Source organism: Stenotrophomonas sp. S49 (assembly GCF_016624905.1).
GTDB lineage: Bacteria > Pseudomonadota > Gammaproteobacteria > Xanthomonadales > Xanthomonadaceae > Stenotrophomonas.
The window spans coordinates 1-19477 of record NZ_JACVUD010000084.1; the positions used below are offsets into that span (position 1 = coordinate 1).

The following is a 19477-nucleotide window of genomic DNA, read 5'->3' on the forward strand; positions in this document are numbered from 1 at the left end:
GGCCCCCGCGGGGGGGGCCCCCCCCCCCCGGGGCCCCGGCCCCCCCCCCCCCCCCCCCCCCCCCCCCCACGCTACAAACGGTACACAGATTCAGTGTTCGTCGCGCCAGAAGCTGCCTTCCGCTGCTGCCTGCGGATCGATGTCCGCGACGACCGGCAGGAACCCGGCCGGGTCCTCCACGAAGTACGGAAACTCGCACAGGCAGGCGGCGAAATGCAGCAGGTCGCGGTTGACGAACACGCGTGCGTCACCGTTGTCGTGGTCCCACATCACCACTTCACCGCTGCCTGCATCGATGGCCAGCAGGTTGCCGCCGCCGTCGTGGCCGATGGCCAGGCCAGGGGCCGGCAGGCTGGCAGAGAGCTCGCCTGCCCGCTCGCCATCGAAGAATGAAAGAAAGGGCGCTGCCTGGCGCGGCAGGCCCTGCTCGCTCAGCAGCTGCCGCGCGCGCGCTTCCAGCCAGCTCGGCAGCCCTTCCAGCCGGTGGCACTGGAAGGCGTACAGGTCCGCCAGATCCGGCTCTTCCTGGATCAGCTCGACGGGCATGGCCGGCAGCAAGGCCATCAACATTTCCCGGAAGTGGGTCACCACCAGCGACGTGTGATCGCCGCCGGCAGCGGCATCATCCATGATGGTCGTGCTCATATCAGGCGATCTGCACGATGCGCGCGTTCTGGCACAGCGGGTAGCTGGCAACGAACTCGGCAATGGCCGCCTGCATCGCGGCAAACGACTGGCCGTACATGTACAGCGCGGTTTCGGTCGGGCCCTGCCACCAGCTGCAGATTTCGCCCAGGCCATCGATGCGCTCGGACAGCTGCTCGAACACATGGTTCGAATCGCACTGCTCGTACACCTCGTCCGGCAGGTTCAGACCGTCCAGGTAGATGCCCAGCCCCTCGGTGACGCCAAAGCTGCGATCGGCCTCACCCGCGCCCTGCACCTTGGACCCCTTCGGTGCGCCCAGCTGTTCCAGCAGGTCAACCAGCTTGGGCACGCCGGCCGCGTCGTTCAGCGCGATTTCGATATCGCCGTACTCCACTTCCCCCTCGTCGGAGATCGCGGTGCCGCCGCCGGTGATCTCACCGATCCCTGCCGCCTGCAGCAGCGCATCCAGCGGGTCCTCGAACAGCTCGTGGCGGTGTTCGGGCTGCAACTTGGCGTTCAAGGTAACGGTGACGTGCAGCGTGGGTTCGGTCATGGCGGCGTTCCTGGAAGATGTCACCGCCCATTGTAGAGTCGAGCTCGCTCGACTGCTGTTTCGGCGAGGCCCCCCCGGGACCCGTCGGCCACGCGATAATGCGCGGTACAGAAACATCATTCCAACAGGGGGAATTCATGAAGTCGATCATTGCAGCCACACTGCTGCTGGTGCTCACGGGCTGCGGCATCCGCACCGAAGTCGTGCGCGTGAACGTGCCTGACATCCGGGTCAATCCCGAGCAGGGCCCGGTGGTCGTCGTCGCGCCGGTGCGCGATGGGCGCACGACGTACTTCCCGCAGGTGGCGGCTGCGGAGCGCCCGCAGAGCATCGGTGGCGTCATCCGCGGCAACAATGGCGTGCTGGTGTCCCTTGAGTCGTCCACCGCCCCGGACAAGGCGCGCGAGATCATGATCCAGGCCTTGCGCAACATGGGCTACCGCACGACAGACCAGTGCACGGGCACCTGCACGGAACTGGAGGCAACCTTGACCGATTTCTCGGTGAAGATGCCGATGAACTTCTGGCGTGCCGCATCTTCAACCCAGCAGATGCTGGCCGACATAGCGGTCGATGTGACCGCCCGCAAGGACGGTCAGGCCCGAACCTTCACGGCCACCGGCCACGGCGCCAACATTTTCCAGATCGTCTCGCGCGAGAACTGGGAGATCGCGTTGGAGCGCGCGGTGAAGAACTTCACCAGCAGCCTGCAGCAGTCGATGTCCGAGCAGGATGCCGCGTCGGGCTCGAAGGCGCAGGACTGAGGCGCCCGATCCGTAGAGTCGAGCTTGCTCGACTGCTCTTCGTAGGGGCAGTCGAGCAAGCTCGACTCTACGGGACGTTCCCACGCTCAGCGCAGGAACTGTGGCACCTTGCGCTTCAGCAGTTCCACCAGCACCGGGTCCATGTAGTCGTAGTCGTCGGGGATATCCAGGCAGATCACGCGCTTACCGTTCAGCCATGCCTTGTAGCGGCTGGACAGCCGGTTGCGGTGCGCCTTTTCCATCACGAACACCAGGTCGGCCCACTGCAGCAGCTCGGGGCTGAGCACTTCCTCGGCGTCGGCCAGCAAGCCCGCCGAGGCGGTTTCGATGCCGGGCCAATCGGCGAACACCTGCTCGGCCGTGGGGCTGCGCAGGCGGTTCTGGCTGCAGAGGAAGAGCACGTTGCAGGTCATGGGATTCTGCGGTTGTAGAGTCGAGCTTGCTCGACTGAACGCGCAGAGCAGTCGAGCAAGCTCGACTCTACAGGAGTTCGCAGAGGGGTCAGATCCCTCCCGCGGGAGGGATCTGACCCCGACGGTGATCAGATCACCGTCAGGTTGGCGTAGGCCATCACCAGCCACTTGCTGCCGGCATCGGCGAATTCGACCTGCACGCGGGCGTGCGCGCCGCTGCCTTCATAGTCGGTCACCATGCCTTCGCCGAACTTGGGATGGGTCACCAGGGCACCCAGCTTCAGCGGCGGCGCCTCGATCGAGGCGTGGCCCATCACCCGGCTGCTGCCCAGCGAGGCCGGGCGTGAGACCTGCACCTTCGGGCGCACCTCGTGCAGCAGTTCGCGCGGGATTTCGCGCAGGAAGCGCGAGGGCAGGCTGTAGTTGTCCTGCCCGTGGATGCGCCGCGACTCGGCGTAGCACAGCACCAGCTTCTGCCGTGCACGGGTAATGCCCACGTAAGCCAGGCGGCGCTCTTCTTCCAGCCGCCCGCTTTCTTCCAGCGAGCGCGCACTCGGGAACAGGCCGTCTTCCATGCCGGCCAGGAACACCAGCGGGAACTCCAGGCCCTTGGCCGAGTGCAGGGTCATCAGCTGCACACCCTCCTCGCCTGCCTGCGCCTGGCCTTCTCCGGCCTCCAGCGCGGCGTAGGCCAGGAAGGCGACCAGCTCGTCCATCTCCTCGCCCACTTCCTCGATGTCATCGGCACGGCGCACGAAGCGCGAGGCCACCGACACCAGTTCGTCCAGGTTGTCGGTGCGCGATTCCGAATCCAGCGAGTTGCGGCTTTCCTTGCTCCAGTGCTCGCGCAACTGCGAGCGCGACAGGATGTGGTCCACGCGCTCGGCCAGGGTCATGTGCAGGGTCTGTGCCTGCAGCTCGTTCACCAGCACCAGGAAGCCGGCCAGCGCGTTGCGTGCGCGGGCGGCCAGCGCACTGCCCTGGGTGACCAGCATGGTGGCTTCCCACAGCGACAGGCCCTGCGCACGTGCTTCGCGGCGCACTTCGTCCAGCGTGCGTTCGCCGATGCCACGGGTGGGCGTGTTCACCGCGCGCTCGAAGGCGGCATCGTCATTGCGGTTGGACAGCAGGCGCAGGTAGGCCAGCGCGTCCTTGATTTCCGCACGTTCGAAGAAGCGCATGCCGCCGTACACGCGGTACGGCACCTGTTCGCTCAGCAGCGCTTCTTCCAGCGCGCGCGACTGCGCGTTGCTGCGGTAGAGCACGGCCACTTCGTTGTAGCTGCCGCCGTCGCGCACCCACTGGCGGGCACGTTCGACGATGTAACGCGCCTCGTCCATTTCGTTGTACGCGGCATACAGATCGATCGGCTCGCCATCGCCGCTGTCGGTCCACAGTTCCTTGCCGATGCGGTCCGGGTTGTGCGCGATCACCGCGTTGGCGGCGCCCAGGATGTTGGCGGTGGAACGGTAGTTCTGTTCCAGGCGGATGGTCTGCGCGCCGGGGAAATCGCGCAGGAAGCCCTGCACGTTCTCGACCTTGGCACCGCGCCAGCCGTAGATGGCCTGGTCATCGTCACCGACCACGAACACGTGGCCTTCGTGCCCGGCCAGCACGCGCACGAAGGCGTACTGGATGGCATTGGTATCCTGGAATTCGTCCACCAGGATTTCGCGGAAGCGGGCGCGGTAATGCGCCAGCAGGGCCGGGTTGTCGCGCAGCAGTTCGTGAGCGCGCAGCAGCAGTTCGGCGAAGTCGACCAGGCCGGCGCGGTCGCAGCGCGCCTGGTATTCGATGTAGGCCTGGCGCATGGTTTCCAGCCACGCATCGTGCGGCTCGGGCTGGATGTGCTGCGGGCGGCGCCCCTCGTCCTTCTGCTCGTTGATCCACCACGCAATCTGCTTGGGCGGGTGCTTGCTGTCGTCGATTTCCAGCGCCTGCACCACGCGCTTGACCAGCCGCAGCTGGTCGTCCGAATCCATCACCTGGAAGCCTTCGGGCAGCTTGGCGTCCTGCCAGTGCAGGCGCAGCAGGCGGTTGGCCAGGCCGTGGAAGGTGCCGATCCACATGCCGCGGCTGCCGTTGGGCAGCTGCGCGTCGATGCGGTGGCGCATTTCACCGGCCGCCTTGTTGGTGAAGGTGACCGCGAAAATGCCGTGGGTGGGCACGCCGAAGACTTCATGCAGCCAGGCGATGCGGTGGGTAAGCACGCGGGTCTTGCCCGAGCCGGCGCCGGCCAGCACCAGGTGGTGGCCAGGGGGAGCAGAGACGGCGTCGCGCTGGGCCGGGTTCAGGCCATCAAGCAGGTGGGAGACATCCATGCCCCCATTTTACGGCATCGCGGTCGCGTGCCCTGCGACCACCTGCGCGGCCAACGCCTGCGCCTGCTGACGCAGTTCAGGCACGGCCAGGCTTTCCCACAGGCTGCCGATGCGCAGGCTGCCCAGCACGCCAAGCCGCGACTGCGGCCGGCCCTGCGCGTCGTGCAGGCGATCGCCGGGCACGCTGCTGTCCAGGCCCAGCCCGTGCGGTCCCGGTCGTGCCACGCCATCGGCCAGCAGCTGCTGCAGCAAGGGGTTGCGCAGGGCGGTGGCGCGGGTTTCCACGCCGGTGGCATTGATGATGCCGGCCACGGCCCAGGCCTGGTCAGCACCGTCAGCGCTGCGCCCGCCCAGCAACAGGGCGCCGTCCTGTTGGCGCACCTGCTGCAACCGTGCGCGGTGGATCTGCAGCTGGCCACTGGCAAGCAGCGCCTGCAGCTGCGCATCGATGTCTTCGGCAATGCGATGACGATGCACGTCCCAGTAGCGCACCACATGGCGCAGGAAGCGACGCTGGTCGGCTGCATCCAGGCTGCACCACAGGGCCTGCCCGTGGGCGCGGATGCGGTCCATCACGCCCTGCCACGGCTGCCCGGCGGCCTGCAGTTCACCGGCGTGCTGGCGCAGTACGCGCAGCCGCTGGCGCAACGTGAGCGGCAGCAGGCTGGCGGGATCGAAGCTCGGCAGCGCGCCATGGTCGTGCGGCAGCGGCAGCAGGCCATGACGGGAAATGACATGCAGCGGACCGCGATGGCCGGCAGCCACCAGGGCCAGCACGGTATCGGCCATGCTCAGGCCCGAGCCGACGATGGCCAATGCCTGCGTACCGGCCAGGGTCCGCACGCCGTCGTAATCCCAAGCTTCGACCACCGCATCGGCCGGCAATGCGTCGGCGCCGGGCACCGGCAGCGGGCGCATGCTGTTGCCGGTGGCCAGCACCGCCTGCTCGGCGCGCAGCACCTGCCCATCGCCCAGCTGCAACTGGCAGCCGTGTGCATCCACCTGCAGGGCCAGCACCGGCTGGACGATGACCTGCACGTGCGCCGGGCTGGCCGCAGCGGCCTGCTGCAGGCGTTGCTGCAGGTAGCTGGCGAAGTAATGGCGGCAGACATAGCGCTCGCCCAGCACATCGCGTGCTTCACCCGGGTAGGCGTTGGCCGCTTCCAGGTAATCGAGGAAATCGCCGGGCTGTTCCGGGAATGCGCTCATCTTTGCCGCCGGCACGTTCAGCAGGTGCTCCGGCCACGGTGTGGAGTAGGCAATGCCCTGCGCCGGCTGCGAGGCCGGCTCGAACAGCGTGATGCACAGCGGCTGCCGGGCCTGCTGCAGCACGTGGAGGGCCACCAGTACGCCGGCGGCGCCGCCACCGATGATCGCCAGGTCCGCTTCAGCGGTTCGCGCGGAATCAGTCATGCGGGGATTGTAGGCCATGGTCGCCATGCCCCGCGCCAACGCGTCCGTTTACATCAGCGCATCGGCCAGCCGTGCGATGCCTTCACGGCTGCGCCGCCACGCCGGCCGCTGCCGCCACTGCTCCAGGTCCAGCAGCGTCGACTGCCGCAGGTAGTCGTCTTCGATCGCGCACAGTTGCTTCACCAACGGGCGGTCGTAGCAGATCAGGCCGATCTCGGCGTTCAGCGCGAACGAACGGATATCCATATTGATCGAGCCCAGCACCGCGATGTCTTCGTCCACGCTCATGTGCTTGGCATGCAGGAACTGCGGTTCGTACAGCGCGATCTGCACGCCACAGCGCAGCAGTTCGTCGTAGTACGCCTCCTGCGCCCAGGACGTCAGCCGCTGGTTGTTGCTGGCCGACAGGATCAACTGCACCTGCACGCCCGACAGCGCGGCGATGCGCAGCGCGCTCAGGGTCGCCTCGTCGGGCACGAAGTACGGGGTCACCATCACCAGTCGCCGCCGTGCCAGGTGGATGAGCGCGGCCACGGCATCGCGCGCATTGCTGTACGGGTAGGCCGGGCCGCTGGGCAGCAGCTGGGTGGCGATGTCGTCGCTGCACACCGGTACGTTGGCGATCACCTCCAGGCGCTGCCCGGTTTCCATGTACCAGTCACTGGCGAACACCGCTTCCAGATGGGCCACCGCCGGGCCGCGCACGCGCGCCACCAGTTCACGATTGGGGTGGCCGGGCACGAACTGCGGGCCGGCCAGGTTCTGCGAACCCACGTAGGCCACTTCGTTGTCGATCACTGCGATCTTGCGGTGGTTGCGCAGGTCCATGCGGCCGCTGCGGCGCCAGCGCAGGCCGCCCGGCAGCATCGCGCGCACTTCCACGTCGCGTGCCTGCAGCCGCTTGCGGTAGGCACGCAGGCCGCGCTTGGCGCCGACGGCATCAAGCAGCACGCGGCACTGCACGCCACGCGCGGCGGCTCGCTGCAGGGCTTCGACGATGGCCTCGCCCACGGCGTCATCGAACATCAGGTAGTAGAGCAGGTGCACGCGGTCTTCGGCCTGGTCGATATCGGCAATCAGGCTGTGCAGCGATTCGTCGTAGTCGGTCAGCAGATCGACGGCGTTGCCGTGCACCGGCATGAAGTCGCCCTGGCGCTGCACCAGCGGCACGATCTCGGCAGTGGCGGTGTCGGGCTGCGGCACCCAGCGCAGACGCCGCTGCAACGCCTGCTCTTCGCGGATGACCAGCGATGCCTCGGCCTGGCGGCGGATGCGTTCGCGCGACAGCCAGGGGTGGCCGAACAGCAGGTACAACGGCAGGCCCAGCAAGGGCACGAAGCCGACCAGCAGCAGCCAGCTGCGTGCGGCCCCCGGCGTGGTGCGGGTGGGAATCCAGCACAGCGCGACCAGGCGGATGAGCCAGTCGATCAACAGCAGGTAGGAGCCCAGCAGCCACTCGAACAGCATCGCGTCGCCCGTCGGGAGGTGTGCAGCCATTCTGCCCAGCAGGGTGTGTAGAGTCGAGCTTGCTCGACTGCTTGGAAGCGGTGTGCCAACCAAGGTTGGCACCTACCAGGCGGGGTGAATGTACCAACCAAGGTTGGCACCTACCCGGCGGGGCGAATGTGCCAACCAAGGTTGGCACCTACCCGTGCGGGGTACGCACCCACCGGGCGCCGGGCATGAAAAAACCCGCCACAAGGGCGGGTTTTTCCGGAGGCGATCAGCAACCCTTGCGGATTACTTGATCTTGCCTTCCTTGTACGGGACGTGCTTGCGCACGACCGGATCGTACTTGGAGAATTCCATCTTCCCCGGGGTGTTCTTCTTGTTCTTGTCGGTCGTGTAGAAGTGACCGGTACCGGCGGTCGAAATCATACGGACCTTATCGCGCTTGCCTGCCATGATCGTCTACTCCTCAGACCTTTTCGCCGCGCGCACGCAGCTCAGCCAGAACGGAATCGATGCCGTTCTTGTCGATGGTGCGCAGTGCATGCGCGGAAACACGAAGCTTCACCCAGCGGTTTTCGCTGGCAACCCAGAAGCGGCGCTCGTGCAGGTTGGGCAGGAAACGACGACGGGTCTTGTTGTTGGCGTGCGAGACGTTGTTACCCGTCTGCACTCGCTTGCCGGAAACCTGGCATACGCGGGACATTGCGCACCTCGATAGTTAATTGTGTCAGCCCGTAGCCCGGGAGACGGCGGCCTCGGTGGTTGCCCACCACACGTCAAGAGAATCAAAGGGTTACGCTGGCGTTGGGCGGCCGGGGACGTGCTCCCGGGGGCGCCGCCCGGCACGAAACCGGACACAGCGAGCCGCGCATTATGCAGGCTTTCAATCACTTGCGCAAGTTGTCCACAGGGCAAAGGCTGAACGTGGCACGCCGTGTTCATGCCGGGTCTGCCCATACTGGCGGCCCCTCCCTCGAGCCCTTCGATGCGACTGCTGGCCCTGACCTATGGCACCGAAGGCGACACCCGGCCGCTGGTGATGCTGTGCCACGGGCTGCGCCAGGCGGGCCACGAGGTGATGCTGCTGGCCGAACAGGGCACGCTGGCGACTGCGCGCGACCTGGGCGTGCCGCACGCGGCGCTGGAGGGCGACATCCATGATGAGGTGGTGGCCCTGGTGGCACGCGGCAACAACCTGGCTGCCGCCTCGCGCGGTCTGGCGCGGATGGCCGGCCGCCACGTGCCGGCCTGGATGGCGCAGGCCGATGCGGCCGCCGCAGGCTGCGACGCCATACTGACGGGCGGTCTGGCCGCCCTGGTGGGCTTGAGCGTGGCCGAGCGGCACGACCTGCCAGCCATCGGCACCGGCATGATCCCGCTCACCCCGACGCGGGCCTTTGCATCCCCCTTCCTGCCGCCGCTGCCGCTGCCCGGGTTCCTGCGCCGGGCCAGCTACGGGCTGGTCAACCAGGCGGTCTGGCGCACTTTCCGCACACCGATCAATGCGGCGCGTGCCGCATTGGGCCAAGCTCCGCGCCGCACGCTGTGGACCGGCCTGCCGATGCTGTACGGCATTTCTCCGCAGCTGCTGCCGCCGCCGCCGGACTGGCCGGCCGACCACGTGGTGTGCGGGCAATGGCGGATGCCAGAGCAACCGTGGTTGCCGCCACCAGACCTGCGGGCCTTCCTTGATGCCGGTCCGCCACCGGTGTACCTGGGCTTCGGCAGCATGACCGGCTTCGACCGCGAGCGCGTGCTGCCGGCGTTGCTGCAGGCTCTGGCACCGCGCCGCGTGCTGCTGTTTCCCGGCTGGGCGGGCCTGCCTGCAGGCGACCTGCCGGCGAACGTGTTCGTCGTTGGCCCGACACCGCATGAAGCGCTGTTCCCGCGCTGCGCGCTGGCCATCCATCACGGTGGCAGCGGCACCACGCATTCGGCCTGCCGCGCGGGTATTCCCTCGCTGGTGATGCCCTTCGCCGCCGATCAGTTTTTCTGGGCGCGGCGCCTGCAGACGCTCGGTGTTGCGCCAGCACCACTGTCGCCGAAGCGCTTGCATGCGGCCACGCTGGCGACGGCCATCGCGTTCGCCGAAGACCCGGAATCGCGCGCACGTGCCGCTGCACTGGGTGCAGCGATGGCCAGCGAAGATGGCGTGGCCACCGCCGTCGCCGCGATTGACGGAAATCGACCTTACCCCCCGCCTGACGTTGCTGTAGAACGTTGAAAGGGCTCTGCCAGCCCCCTTGCCCAGCCTATGAAATGCCGGGGTGGACACAGCACAGGGAAAGCTGGCGGACAAAAAAAACCCCGGACCCATCACTCACGTGAAGCATGTGAGGAGAGGAGCTTGCCGGGGTATGCGCTGCCGATGCTAGGGGAAGATCACACCGTGTTCAAGAGTCCGCATTGGGCATCGCTCATTGATGTGAAGATCGCTGACGGGTTGGTAGCGGCAGTGTCATCGACCAGATTGGCACCCTACGGATTGCCAGATCCACCCGCCGCCGCAGTTGTGATCGATCCCGTCAACCAAGCACCCGTTGGCGCGCTGGGCTCCGCGCTGGCTGGAGCTCTGAAGCCCCACCAGGCATCCGCCACTGTCGCCCAGCCTCAGCCAGTGACATCGGTAGCCCACTCATACGGAAATACGGGCATTGAGGCCGTAGCAAGGCACTCCAGAAACATGCTTCTGTGCGAGGCCCTGTATCCAGTGCTTCATATGCTGGAAGTCGTGATGCGCAACAGCATTCACAACGCTTTCAGCCAGCACTTCGGGGCGCGCGATTGGTATGCGCAGGCCTGGCTCAATGCGAACCATGCACGCATGGTCCTGGAGGCAAAAGCAACGCTTTCGAAGCGCAACAAGCCCCATGATCCGGATCGAGTCGTTGCAGAACTCGGGTTCGGCTTCTGGTGCGGGATGTTTCACTTCGCCTATGAACATGGAGGACGGGCAGCGTGGCCTGCCCTCCTCGGCACGGTTCTACCTGGCGTTCCCAAATCCTGGAGAACCAGAGCAAAGGTTCAACGTCGGGTCGAAGGCGCGCGCGCTCTGCGGAATCGCGTTTTCCACCATGAACCCATCACCTTCCATCAGGATCTGCGTGATAGACACCGGCACCTGGTGGAAGTGCTTGGCTGGTTATCCCCCGAAGCGCGGCAACACATAGAACATGTCTGCAGGTTCAATCGCGTGCATGACGACAACTTGTGCTTGCACTGCCCTGCAGAGGCGTAGCGTCAGGCACACGGGTGTCGTCACGGCTTCCCGATGAGGTCGGATCCCGCGTCGACAGACGCTGGCTCTGACCCGTGCTTCAGGCCAACTCAACGCAGGTGCGGAATCACCTGGGCCAGCAGATGTGCATCCTTCAGCGCGCCGTGCAGGCCGCGCTCGCCGGGAATGCCCAGGCGTCGCAGCAGGTCATCCAGCTTGTTGGGCTGCCCCGGCCAGCGCTGCTGGGCGATCTTCAGGCTGCAGGTCACGCGGCAATGGTGGGCCAGGGCCACCGTGTGGCCGGCCAGGCGAAGCTCATGGTCCAGGAAGCCGACGTCGAACGTGGCGTTGTGGGCCACCAGTTCGCTGCTACGCAGGAATTCAAGCAGTTCGACCGCTTTGCTGGAGAACAACGGCTTGCCGACCAGCATGGCGTCGCTGATGCCGTGCACACGTTGTGCGAAAGGGTCAACGCGACGCTGTGGCTGCAGGAACGTGTGGAACTGGCGACCCGTGATTCGTCCGTCGATCATTTCCACCGCACCGATTTCGATGATGCGATGGCCCTGTTTGTGCGACAGGCCGGTGGTTTCGGTGTCCAGTGCAACGATACGACTCATGGGGCGATCGATTTCCTTTGTGGCGTGCCGGGAATGGTCGCACGAAGGTTGACGACATCGACCTAGGAACAGTTGCAATCCTTTACGGTCGGGAGGCTGTGACGCCGAGCAGAAGCAGTCAAGCAACGCTCGACGCTACAAGGGCGTCACCCCAGCACCTCCACCACCCAATCGATGAACACCCGCAGGCGCTGGCTCATGTGCCGGTTGGGCGGGAACATCACGTGCATCGGCATGGCGGGCAGTTGCCAGTCCTGCAACACCGGCCGCAGTTCGCCGCGGGCCACGTGCGGCTGCGCCATGTAGCTGGGCAGGGCGACCACGCCCAGCCCGGCCACACCGGCCGCCAGATAGGCGTTGCCATCATCGAAGCCCACCGTGTAACGGCCCTGCACCTCGATGCGCTCATCACCACGGCGGGCGCTGAACACCCGCGCGCGACCGCTGCGCGGGCTGAGGAAGCCGACCACGTGATGGTTCGGCCCTTCCAGCGCGCGCGGGTGGTCGGGCGCGCCGAAGCGCTGCAGGTAGGCAGCGCTGACGTAGAAGCCGAGCGGCAGGCTGGCCAGCGGCCGTGCCACCAGCGCCGGGTCGGCCGGCGTGCCGCCGCGGATCACGCAGTCCACGTTGTCGGCGATGACATCCACTTCGCGATCGCTCACCCCGATGTCCAGCTGGATCTCCGGGTAGCGTGCATGGAAATCCGCCAGCGCCGGCACCAGCCTCAGCCGTGCATAGGGGCCGGGCACATCGATGCGCAGGCGCCCGCGCGGCTGGCTGGCGGCCTCGCCCAGGCCGCCTTCCACCGCCTCCAGTTCGGCCAGCAAACGGGCGATGCGCGGGTAGTACGCCGCGCCATCGGCGGTGGTGCTGACACGCCGGGTGGTGCGGTTGAGCAGGCGCAGGCGCAGGTGCGCTTCCAGCTGCTGCACCAGCTGGGTGACCGTGGTGCGGCTGACCTGCAGGGTGTGCGCGGCGCGGGTGAAGCTGCCGGTTTCCACCACACGGGCGAAGGCCCGCATTGCCTCGAATCGGTCCATGGGCGGCCCGCGATTGTTTGGGATCGGCAATCAATCTAGGCCGATTATCGCGGTTTATCCAGACAACCTTGGCGAGGAGGATGGCCCTCTCTTCCACGGGATAGTCCCCATGTCACAGCGTGATGTCGTGTTCCCCGCCGGTCGCCAGGCCCTCTACGAGCGCAACCGCTACTCGCCGGCCATCCGGTCCAATGGCTTCCTGTTCGTGTCTGGCCAGGTCGGCAGCCGCGAAGACGGCTCGCCCGAGCCGGACTTCGAAACCCAGGTGCGCCGCGCCTTCGACAACCTCAATGCCGTGCTGGCAGCCGCCGGCTGCACGTTCGACGATGTGATCGACGTGACGGTGTTTCTGGTCGATCCGGAAAAGAATTTCGAGAAAGCCTGGGCGATCGTGCCCGAGTACTGGGGCCAGGCGCCGCACCCGACCCTGACCGGCATCGGCGTGACCTGGTTGTATGGGTTCCAGTTCGAGATCAAGGTGATTGCGAAGCTGCCCGCACCCAAGTAGTACGAATCACTCTGCGGCAAATTCCAGTGTGCGGCGCCAACGCAAAGGTTGCGTCGCACGCGCCGGGTCGGGACCGATCCGGTTCAACCAGCCGGCGGCCAATGCACGCGCACGCAGGCGTTCGCCAACACCTTCGGCCATTTCAACTTCAACGTGGGTCACTCTGCCTTCGGCATCCACGTCCGTTGCCCAGACCAGCTTGCCCACCCATTCGGCCGCCGGAACGGACGGATCGTAGTTTGGGCGACCCGCAACGTAGGGTCCGTCGTGCCCAAGGTACAGCGGGGAGTCCTCCAGGCGGTGATCGACGCGAACGTCTGCTCTGCCGGTGCGGCCGTCGCCAAGCGTGGCATCCACTGTCCACATGCCGGCTGCCCCTGCGGCGCCGATGTCCGCAGGGAAACACGTTTTCCGGCCATGGAAACCGGCATGCCGTACGTGCGAGATGCGAACGCCCTTGGCATCACGAATGGTGAGCTCCAGCCCGCCCACATCGGCGTCCTCTCCACCGGCGGCAACGCAGATGCGATGGTCATGCTGGCCATCGGCAACGAACTGGTAGGCCACCGACCGTGCGATCGCATCTGCGGGCGTCGGCGCCCACAGCAACTCGACGTAGACATCCCCGGCGGCGAATGCAGCCGGACTGGCCAGGACCAGCAGCAGACCGGCTGCGGCAGCGCGTGCAGACATCGTTCCGTCCTTGGTGGCGATTCCTGATCCTCACCGATGGTGCACGGCGGCGCAACCAGGCAGTGGTGTCGGCGCAATTACCTGCGGCAGGGGTCGGCAGCCAGCGGAAGCCGCTGGAGGGGATGGGGTCAGAGCCCTTCCTGCGGAAGGAATCTGCCCCCTCCGGTCAGGCCTCGCGGCGGTGCAGCCAGCGGTACAGCACCGGCAGCACCAGCAGGGTCAGCAGCGTGGACGAGACGATGCCGCCGATCACCACGGTGGCCAGTGGCCGCTGCACCTCCGAACCCGCACCGACATTGAAGGCCATCGGCACGAAGCCCAGCGAGGCGACGAGGGCGGTCATCAGCACCGGGCGCAGGCGCCCCAGCGCGCCTTCGCGCACCGCATCCAGCAGGGGCAGGCCCTGTTCGCGCAGGTGGCGCACGAAGCTGATCATCACCAGCCCGTTGAGCACCGCCACGCCCGACAAGGCGATGAAACCCACGCCTGCCGAGATCGACAACGGCAGGCCGCGCAACGCCAGCGCCAGGACGCCGCCGGTCAGGGCCAGCGGCACGCCGCTGAACACGATGGCCGCATCACGCACCGATCCGAACGCCCAGAACAGCAGCACGAAGATCAGCAGCAGCGTGACCGGCACCACCACGGCCAGGCGCTGGCTGGCCGAAATCAGCTGCTGGAAGCTGCCGCCGTAGTCGATCCAGTAGCCGGCCGGCAGTTCCACCCTGCCCTGCACCGCCTGCTGCAGGTCCGCCACGAAACTGCCCAGGTCACGATCGCGTACGTTGGCGGTGACCACGATGCGGCGCTTGCCGTTGTCGCGGTTGATCTGGTTCGGCCCTTCGCTGGTTTCGATGCGGGCCAGTTCGCGCAGCGGCACGGTGCGCGGTGCACCGCTGCCCGCGGCCACGCCCCGGCTCAGTTCATCGCCGTTGTCACTGGCCAGCGCCGGTTCCAGCGAAATCGGCAGATCGGCCAAGGCGGCCGGGTCCTGGCGCAGTGCTTCGGGCAGCCGCACCACGATGTCGAAGCGGCGGTCACCTTCGAACAGCTGCCCGGCCACCTGCCCACCCACGGCGGTGGCCACGGTGGACTGCACCTGGCCGGGGTTCAAGCCATAGCCGGCCAGCCGCTGCCGATCCGGCAGCACGGTCAGCAGCGGCAGGCCGGTGGTCTCTTCCAGCCGCACATCGGCCGCGCCCGGTACCGCCGCAACCACGCGCTGCAGGCGCTGGCCGACGTTGCGCAGGGTGTCCAGGTCATCGCCGTACAGCATCACCGCCACATCAGCACGCACGCCGGAAATCAGCTCGTTCATGCGCATCTGGATCGGCTGGGTGAACTCGTAGTTGTTGCCGGGCAGCGATTCCACCGTGCGCTCCAGCTCGGCCAACAGCGTTGCACGCGGCTTGCGCGGGTCGGGCCACTGGCTGCGGGGCTTCATCATGATGAAGGTGTCGGCCACCGAGGGCGGCATCGGGTCGGACGCCACTTCCGGTGTACCGATCTTGGAAAACACCTTGGCCACTTCCGGCACCTGCAGCAGGCGGCGTTCAATCTGCACCTGCATCTGCACCGACTGCGCCAGGCTGGTGCCGGGAATACGCATGGCATGCATGGCCACATCGCCTTCGTCCAGGCTGGGCACGAATTCGCTGCCCAGCCGCGTGGCCAGGGCGCCGCAGCCCAGCACCAGCACCACGGCGCCTACGGCGACCCAGCGGCCGCGGCGCAGGGTGAACGCCAACAGCGGCTGGTAGCGCCGCCGCAGCCAGGCCATCAGGCGGTTCTCCTGTTCCTGCACGCGGCCACCCAGGAACAGCACGATGGCGGCCGGCACGAAGGTCAGGCACAACAGCATGGCGCCAGTCAGCGCCAGCACCACCGTGATCGCCATCGGGTGGAACATTTTTCCTTCCACGCCGGTAAGCGCGAAGATCGGCAGGTACACCGCGGTGATGATGCCCAGCCCGAACAGGCTGGGGCGGATCACTTCGGCGGTGGCGCTGGCGGTTTCGGCAAAGCGTTCGGCCACGGTCATGTCGCGGCCCAGCTCATGCTGGCGTTCGCCGAAGCGGCGCAGGCAGTTCTCGATGATGATGACCGCGCCATCGACGATCAGGCCGAAGTCGAGCGCGCCCAGGCTCATCAGGTTGGCCGACACGCCGCCACGGGCCATGCCGGTGAGGGTGAACAGCATGGCCAGGGGAATGACCGCCGCGGTGATCAACGCGGCACGCACGTTGCCCAGCAGCAGGAACAGCACCACGATCACCAGCAGCGCGCCTTCCAGCAGGTTGCGCGCCACGGTCTGGATGGTGCGGTCGACCAGCGCGGTGCGGTCGTAGCTGGCGGTAACGGTCACCCCCGCTGGCAGGCTGGCCTGCGCCTGATGCAGGCGAGCGGCCGCGGCCTGCGCGACCTCGCGACTGTTGGCACCGACCAGCATCACCACGGTGCCCATCACTACTTCGTGGCCATTCTGGGTGGCCGCGCCGCTGCGCAGTTCCGGGCCGTCGGCCACGCTGGCCACGTCGTGCACGTGGATCGGCACGCCTTCGCGGCGGTCCAGCACGATGTTGCCGATCTCCTGCAGATCGGCCACCTGGCCGGGAATGCGCACCAGGAACTGCTGGCCATTGCGTTCGATGTAGCCGGCACCGACGTTCTGGTTGTTGGCCTGCACGGCTTCGGCCACGTCGTCCAGGCTGAAGCCCAGCGCGCGCAGCCGCGCCGGATCCGGGGTGATGTGCACCTGGCGCTGGAAACCACCGATGGTGTTGACCTCGGTCACGCCCGGCACGTTGCGCAGCTGCGGGCGGATCACCCAGTCCTGCAGCGTGCGCAGATCTGTGGCGGTGTAGGCCGTGCCGTCGGGCTTGCGTGCCTTGGGATCGGCGTCGATGGTGTACATGAAGATCTCGCCCAGGCCGGTGGCGATCGGCCCCAGCTGCGGGTCCAGCCCGGCCGGAATCTGCGAGCGCACCTGCTGCAGGCGTTCGGCCACCTGCTGGCGGGCGAAGTACAGGTCGGTGCCGTCCTTGAACACCACGGTGACCTGCGAAAGGCCGTAGCGCGACAGCGAACGCACGTGGTCCAGCTTCGGCAGGCCGGCCATCGCCGTTTCCACCGCGTAGGTGATGCGCTGTTCGCTTTCCAGCGGCGAATAGCCGGGCGCGGCGGTGTTCACCTGAACCTGCACGTTGGTGATGTCCGGGGTGGCGTCGATCGGCAGCCGGGTGAAACTCCAGATACCGACCGCCACCAGCACCAGGGTCAGGCCCAGCATCAGCCAGCGGCGCTGGATGGCCGCGGCGATGATGCGTTCCAGCAACCCGTGGCGGGCGTTGGGGTCAGTGCTCATGGCTGGCACCCGCCTTGCCGATGTCGGCCTTCACCGTGTAGCTCTGCTGCACCACCACCTGCTCGCCGGCACGCAGCCCGCCGCTGACTGCCACCTGCTGCGCATCGCGCGCGCCCAGGGTGACCGGTCGCGCGGTATAGGTGTCGCCCTCGCGCACGAACACCACGTCCTTGCCGTCCAGGGTCTGCAACGCGCTGAGCGGCACCACGATATCGGCCGGCGTGCTGGCCACCACGATGCGCGCGCGCACCGCCGCACCTGGCCGCCACAGGCCATCGGCATTGTCCACGCTGGCGCGCGCCACGGTGCTCTGGCTGGCGGTGGCGGTGCCGGGCAGCACGCGTTCCAGCGTGGTGACCTGGCTGACGCCATCGGTCATGCGGGTGACGGTAACCGGCACGCCGGCGGTGATGTGCTGGGTATCGGCACCGAAGATGTGCAGGTCCACCCACAGCTGCGACAGATCGCCTATCTCGAACAGCACCTGGCCCTCGCCCGCCATGGCGCCCACCTGCACCTGCCGCGACAGCACCACGCCGCTGATCGGCGCGGCCACGCTGTAGGTGGTCAAGCTGAGGTTGCTGTCGATGCTGGCCAGCGGCTGGCCGGCGCGCACGCGGTCGCCCACGTTCGCGCGCAGCGCGCGCACCGGGCCCGGGAAGCGTGCGGTGACCTGTGCGCTGCGCCCGTCGACCGGGGCCAGCAGGCCCTGCACGTCGTGTTCGTCGGCGATGGTGCCGGGGCCCGCTGCGGCGCTGACGATGCCCGCCTCGGCCGCCTGCGCGGCGGTGATGGTAGTGCGCTCGGGCGCATCGTCGGCATGCGCGGCTTCGCCTTCGGCGTGATCGTGGTCATCGTCCGCAGGCGACGCGGCCTGTGGGCCGCCGTTGCCACACGCGCTCAGCGCGGCCAGCAGCGCGGCCACGGTGGCCAGGCGGATCAGGGAGGTGACAGCCTTCATGGCAGGGCTCCTTCAGCAGAGGCGGCCAGCAGCGGTTGTCCGCTCAGGCGCTGGATTTCGATCAGGGCGGACTGTGCCGACAGCGCGGCATCCAACTGGCGCTGCCGCGCTTCAATGCGCATGGCCTGCAGCTGGGCCCATTCCAGGTAGCTGATGGCACCGGCGCGCCATGCGGTTTCGGCGGCCTTTTCGGCCTTCTGCAGTTGCGGCAGCACGTCGCGCTGCATGCGCTGCACTTCCAGCCGGGCGGTTTCGTAGCGGCCGTGCGCCTCGGCCAGGGTGGCGTACAGCTGCAACGCGCGGGCCTCGCGCTCGACTACGCTCAGGGCCAGTTCGGCTTCTGCGGCGCGGATCTCCGGCGCCGCACGGCGCGCACTGCCCAGCGCCATGCTGAAGCCGGCCAGCAAGGCGCTGTCGCCGCTGTCACGCATGTGGCGCACGCCCAGCTGCCAGGACAGGTCGCTGCGCTGCTGGCTGCGCGCCAGCTGCAGCTGCGCTTCGCGCACGCGTGCTTCGGTGGCGATCACCGCCAGTTCCGGCGTGCGCTGCAGCAGCTGTGCCAGTTGCTGGAAATCCTGCAGCGCGGGCAGTTGCAAGGGGTCGCCGGTGATGGCGTCGAAATCCACTTCGCGCGCGTTCCACAGCGCCGCCAGCGCCATGCGCGCAGCGCGTGCCGCCTGCAGGCTGCGGTCGCGATCCAGTTCGGCCTGGGCCAGTGCCGCCTGCGCGGTCAGCAGCGTGGACGCTGGCGAGGCACCGGCCTGCAGGCGCAAACGCGCGGCGGCCACTGCGCGGCGGCGCTGCTCGATATCGTCCATGGCGATGCGGCGCTGCTGTTCGGCCGCGCTGATGGCCAGGTAGCGGCGCGCGGTTTCGGCCAGCAGGTCCAGGCGGGTGATCTCGCGCTGCGGCGCCAGCGCGTCCAGATTGGCCTGGGCCACGGCACGACGCGCGTCCAGCTTGCCGCCGCGCTCCAGCACGCCGGCCAGGGTGACGGTGGCTTCGGCGGCATCGAAGCCGCGGGTGCTGTCGGTGCCCAGCACGTTCTCCAGTTCCACGCCGAGCACCAGCGCGGGGGTGAGGGCGGCGCCGTCCAGGCGGGCTTCGGCGGCCCGGCGCTGCAGGGTGGGCAGGCGCAGGTCGGGATGGGTACGGGCGACACGGTCGACGGCCGCGTCCAGGGTCAGGGGGTCAAGCGACGACGGCGCCTGCGCATGCACGCACGGCGCGATCGCCAGGGCCGCGACAGCGGCCAGGCGGATCCACATGGGAATACTCCGGAAATCTCAGGACAGGATCGGAAGCCCGCGCGCGGCGGGCGATGGATCAGGCCTGGATCGGAGGACGCAACAGCGATTCCAGCGGCGCGGGACGGCCGTCGGTGTCGATCGTGGTCGGCGCGGCGGCCGACGGCGGCAGCGGCAGTTCCCAGCTGGCCAATGCGAACGGCAAGACGCCGCCCTGGCCGTGGCAGTGCCCGCAATGCACCAGCGCGTGCAGCAGGCGAGCG

General features: G+C 67.6%; 17 protein-coding genes and 2 pseudogenes. 4 read left to right on the top strand and 15 right to left on the bottom strand.

Translation table 11 applies throughout. The features are described 5' to 3' along the window. Nucleotides 1–90: 90 nt before the first annotated feature. Complete coding sequence (locus IAE58_RS15855) at nt 91–645, bottom strand: SUKH-4 family immunity protein (protein ID WP_199934787.1); 555 nt, start codon at nt 643–645, stop codon at nt 91–93. 1 nt (nt 646) lies between these two features. Then, nucleotides 647–1201 (bottom strand): hypothetical protein, encoded by a 555-nt coding sequence (locus IAE58_RS15860; protein WP_199934788.1) that lies wholly within the window; start codon nt 1199–1201, stop codon nt 647–649. 98 nt (nt 1202–1299) lie between these two features. On the opposite strand from IAE58_RS15860, the gene IAE58_RS15865 reads away from it, so the two are divergent. Further along, complete coding sequence (locus IAE58_RS15865) at nt 1300–1965, top strand: hypothetical protein (RefSeq protein WP_233615087.1); 666 nt, start codon at nt 1300–1302, stop codon at nt 1963–1965. Between the two features lie 86 nt (nt 1966–2051). Here IAE58_RS15865 and IAE58_RS15870 read toward each other — a convergent pair whose 3' ends face one another. The 6 genes from IAE58_RS15870 to rpmB form a co-directional block, all read right to left on the bottom strand. Beyond that, a complete protein-coding gene (locus IAE58_RS15870) occupies nt 2052–2378 on the bottom strand; it encodes a low molecular weight protein tyrosine phosphatase family protein (RefSeq protein ID WP_199934789.1) in 327 nt (108 codons plus the stop codon). Nucleotides 2379–2506: 128 nt separating this feature from the next. Beyond that, nucleotides 2507–4699: a DNA helicase II gene (gene uvrD / locus IAE58_RS15875; RefSeq protein ID WP_199933117.1), complete on the bottom strand. Its 2193-nt coding sequence runs from the start codon at nt 4697–4699 to the stop codon at nt 2507–2509. A 9-nt stretch (nt 4700–4708) separates the two neighbouring features. Further along, nucleotides 4709–6130, bottom strand: coding sequence for an FAD/NAD(P)-binding protein (locus IAE58_RS15880; protein WP_199933118.1), 1422 nt, complete (start codon nt 6128–6130; stop codon nt 4709–4711). A 30-nt stretch (nt 6131–6160) separates the two neighbouring features. After that, nucleotides 6161–7579 carry a cardiolipin synthase gene (gene cls / locus IAE58_RS15885; RefSeq protein WP_108757539.1) on the bottom strand — a complete coding sequence of 473 codons (1419 nt, stop codon included), beginning with the start codon at nt 7577–7579 and terminating at the stop codon, nt 6161–6163. Between the two features lie 273 nt (nt 7580–7852). Beyond that, complete coding sequence (rpmG, locus tag IAE58_RS15890) at nt 7853–8020, bottom strand: 50S ribosomal protein L33 (RefSeq protein WP_170272460.1); 168 nt, start codon at nt 8018–8020, stop codon at nt 7853–7855. Nucleotides 8021–8030: 10 nt separating this feature from the next. Then, complete coding sequence (gene rpmB, locus IAE58_RS15895) at nt 8031–8267, bottom strand: 50S ribosomal protein L28 (protein WP_005411638.1); 237 nt, start codon at nt 8265–8267, stop codon at nt 8031–8033. Between the two features lie 282 nt (nt 8268–8549). Here rpmB and IAE58_RS15900 point away from each other — a divergent pair, with 282 nt between their 5' ends. Then, nucleotides 8550–9788 (top strand): glycosyltransferase, encoded by a 1239-nt coding sequence (locus IAE58_RS15900; RefSeq protein WP_199933119.1) that lies wholly within the window; start codon nt 8550–8552, stop codon nt 9786–9788. Between the two features lie 510 nt (nt 9789–10298). After that, on the top strand, nt 10299–10802 hold the full coding sequence (locus tag IAE58_RS15905) for a hypothetical protein (protein ID WP_199933120.1): 504 nt from the start codon (nt 10299–10301) through the stop codon (nt 10800–10802). A gap of 89 nt (nt 10803–10891) precedes the next feature. On the opposite strand, the gene dnaQ is transcribed toward IAE58_RS15905, so the two are convergent. Further along, nucleotides 10892–11401: a DNA polymerase III subunit epsilon gene (dnaQ, locus tag IAE58_RS15910; RefSeq protein ID WP_199933121.1), complete on the bottom strand. Its 510-nt coding sequence runs from the start codon at nt 11399–11401 to the stop codon at nt 10892–10894. Nucleotides 11402–11547: 146 nt separating this feature from the next. Continuing rightward, complete coding sequence (locus IAE58_RS15915) at nt 11548–12441, bottom strand: LysR family transcriptional regulator (protein ID WP_199933122.1); 894 nt, start codon at nt 12439–12441, stop codon at nt 11548–11550. A 109-nt stretch (nt 12442–12550) separates the two neighbouring features. Between IAE58_RS15915 and IAE58_RS15920 the strand changes: the two genes are divergently transcribed. After that, nucleotides 12551–12949: a RidA family protein gene (locus IAE58_RS15920; protein ID WP_199933123.1), complete on the top strand. Its 399-nt coding sequence runs from the start codon at nt 12551–12553 to the stop codon at nt 12947–12949. 6 nt (nt 12950–12955) lie between these two features. On the opposite strand, the gene IAE58_RS15925 is transcribed toward IAE58_RS15920, so the two are convergent. From IAE58_RS15925 to IAE58_RS15945, 5 genes and pseudogenes are all read right to left on the bottom strand, one after another. Further along, the gene (locus IAE58_RS15925) at nt 12956–13642 is read right to left on the bottom strand and encodes a hypothetical protein (protein ID WP_199933144.1); all 687 of its coding nucleotides are present in this window, start codon (nt 13640–13642) and stop codon (nt 12956–12958) included. Nucleotides 13643–13808: 166 nt separating this feature from the next. Next, nucleotides 13809–16976, bottom strand: coding sequence for a CusA/CzcA family heavy metal efflux RND transporter (locus IAE58_RS15930; protein WP_199933141.1), 3168 nt, complete (start codon nt 16974–16976; stop codon nt 13809–13811). A 19-nt stretch (nt 16977–16995) separates the two neighbouring features. Further along, a pseudogene (locus IAE58_RS15935) lies at nt 16996–17808 on the bottom strand (efflux RND transporter periplasmic adaptor subunit); the annotation flags it as partial. Nucleotides 17809–17963: 155 nt separating this feature from the next. Then, nucleotides 17964–19235 carry a TolC family protein gene (locus tag IAE58_RS15940; RefSeq protein ID WP_199933124.1) on the bottom strand — a complete coding sequence of 424 codons (1272 nt, stop codon included), beginning with the start codon at nt 19233–19235 and terminating at the stop codon, nt 17964–17966. A 58-nt stretch (nt 19236–19293) separates the two neighbouring features. Then, nucleotides 19294–19477, bottom strand: a pseudogene (locus IAE58_RS15945) (hypothetical protein); the annotation flags it as partial.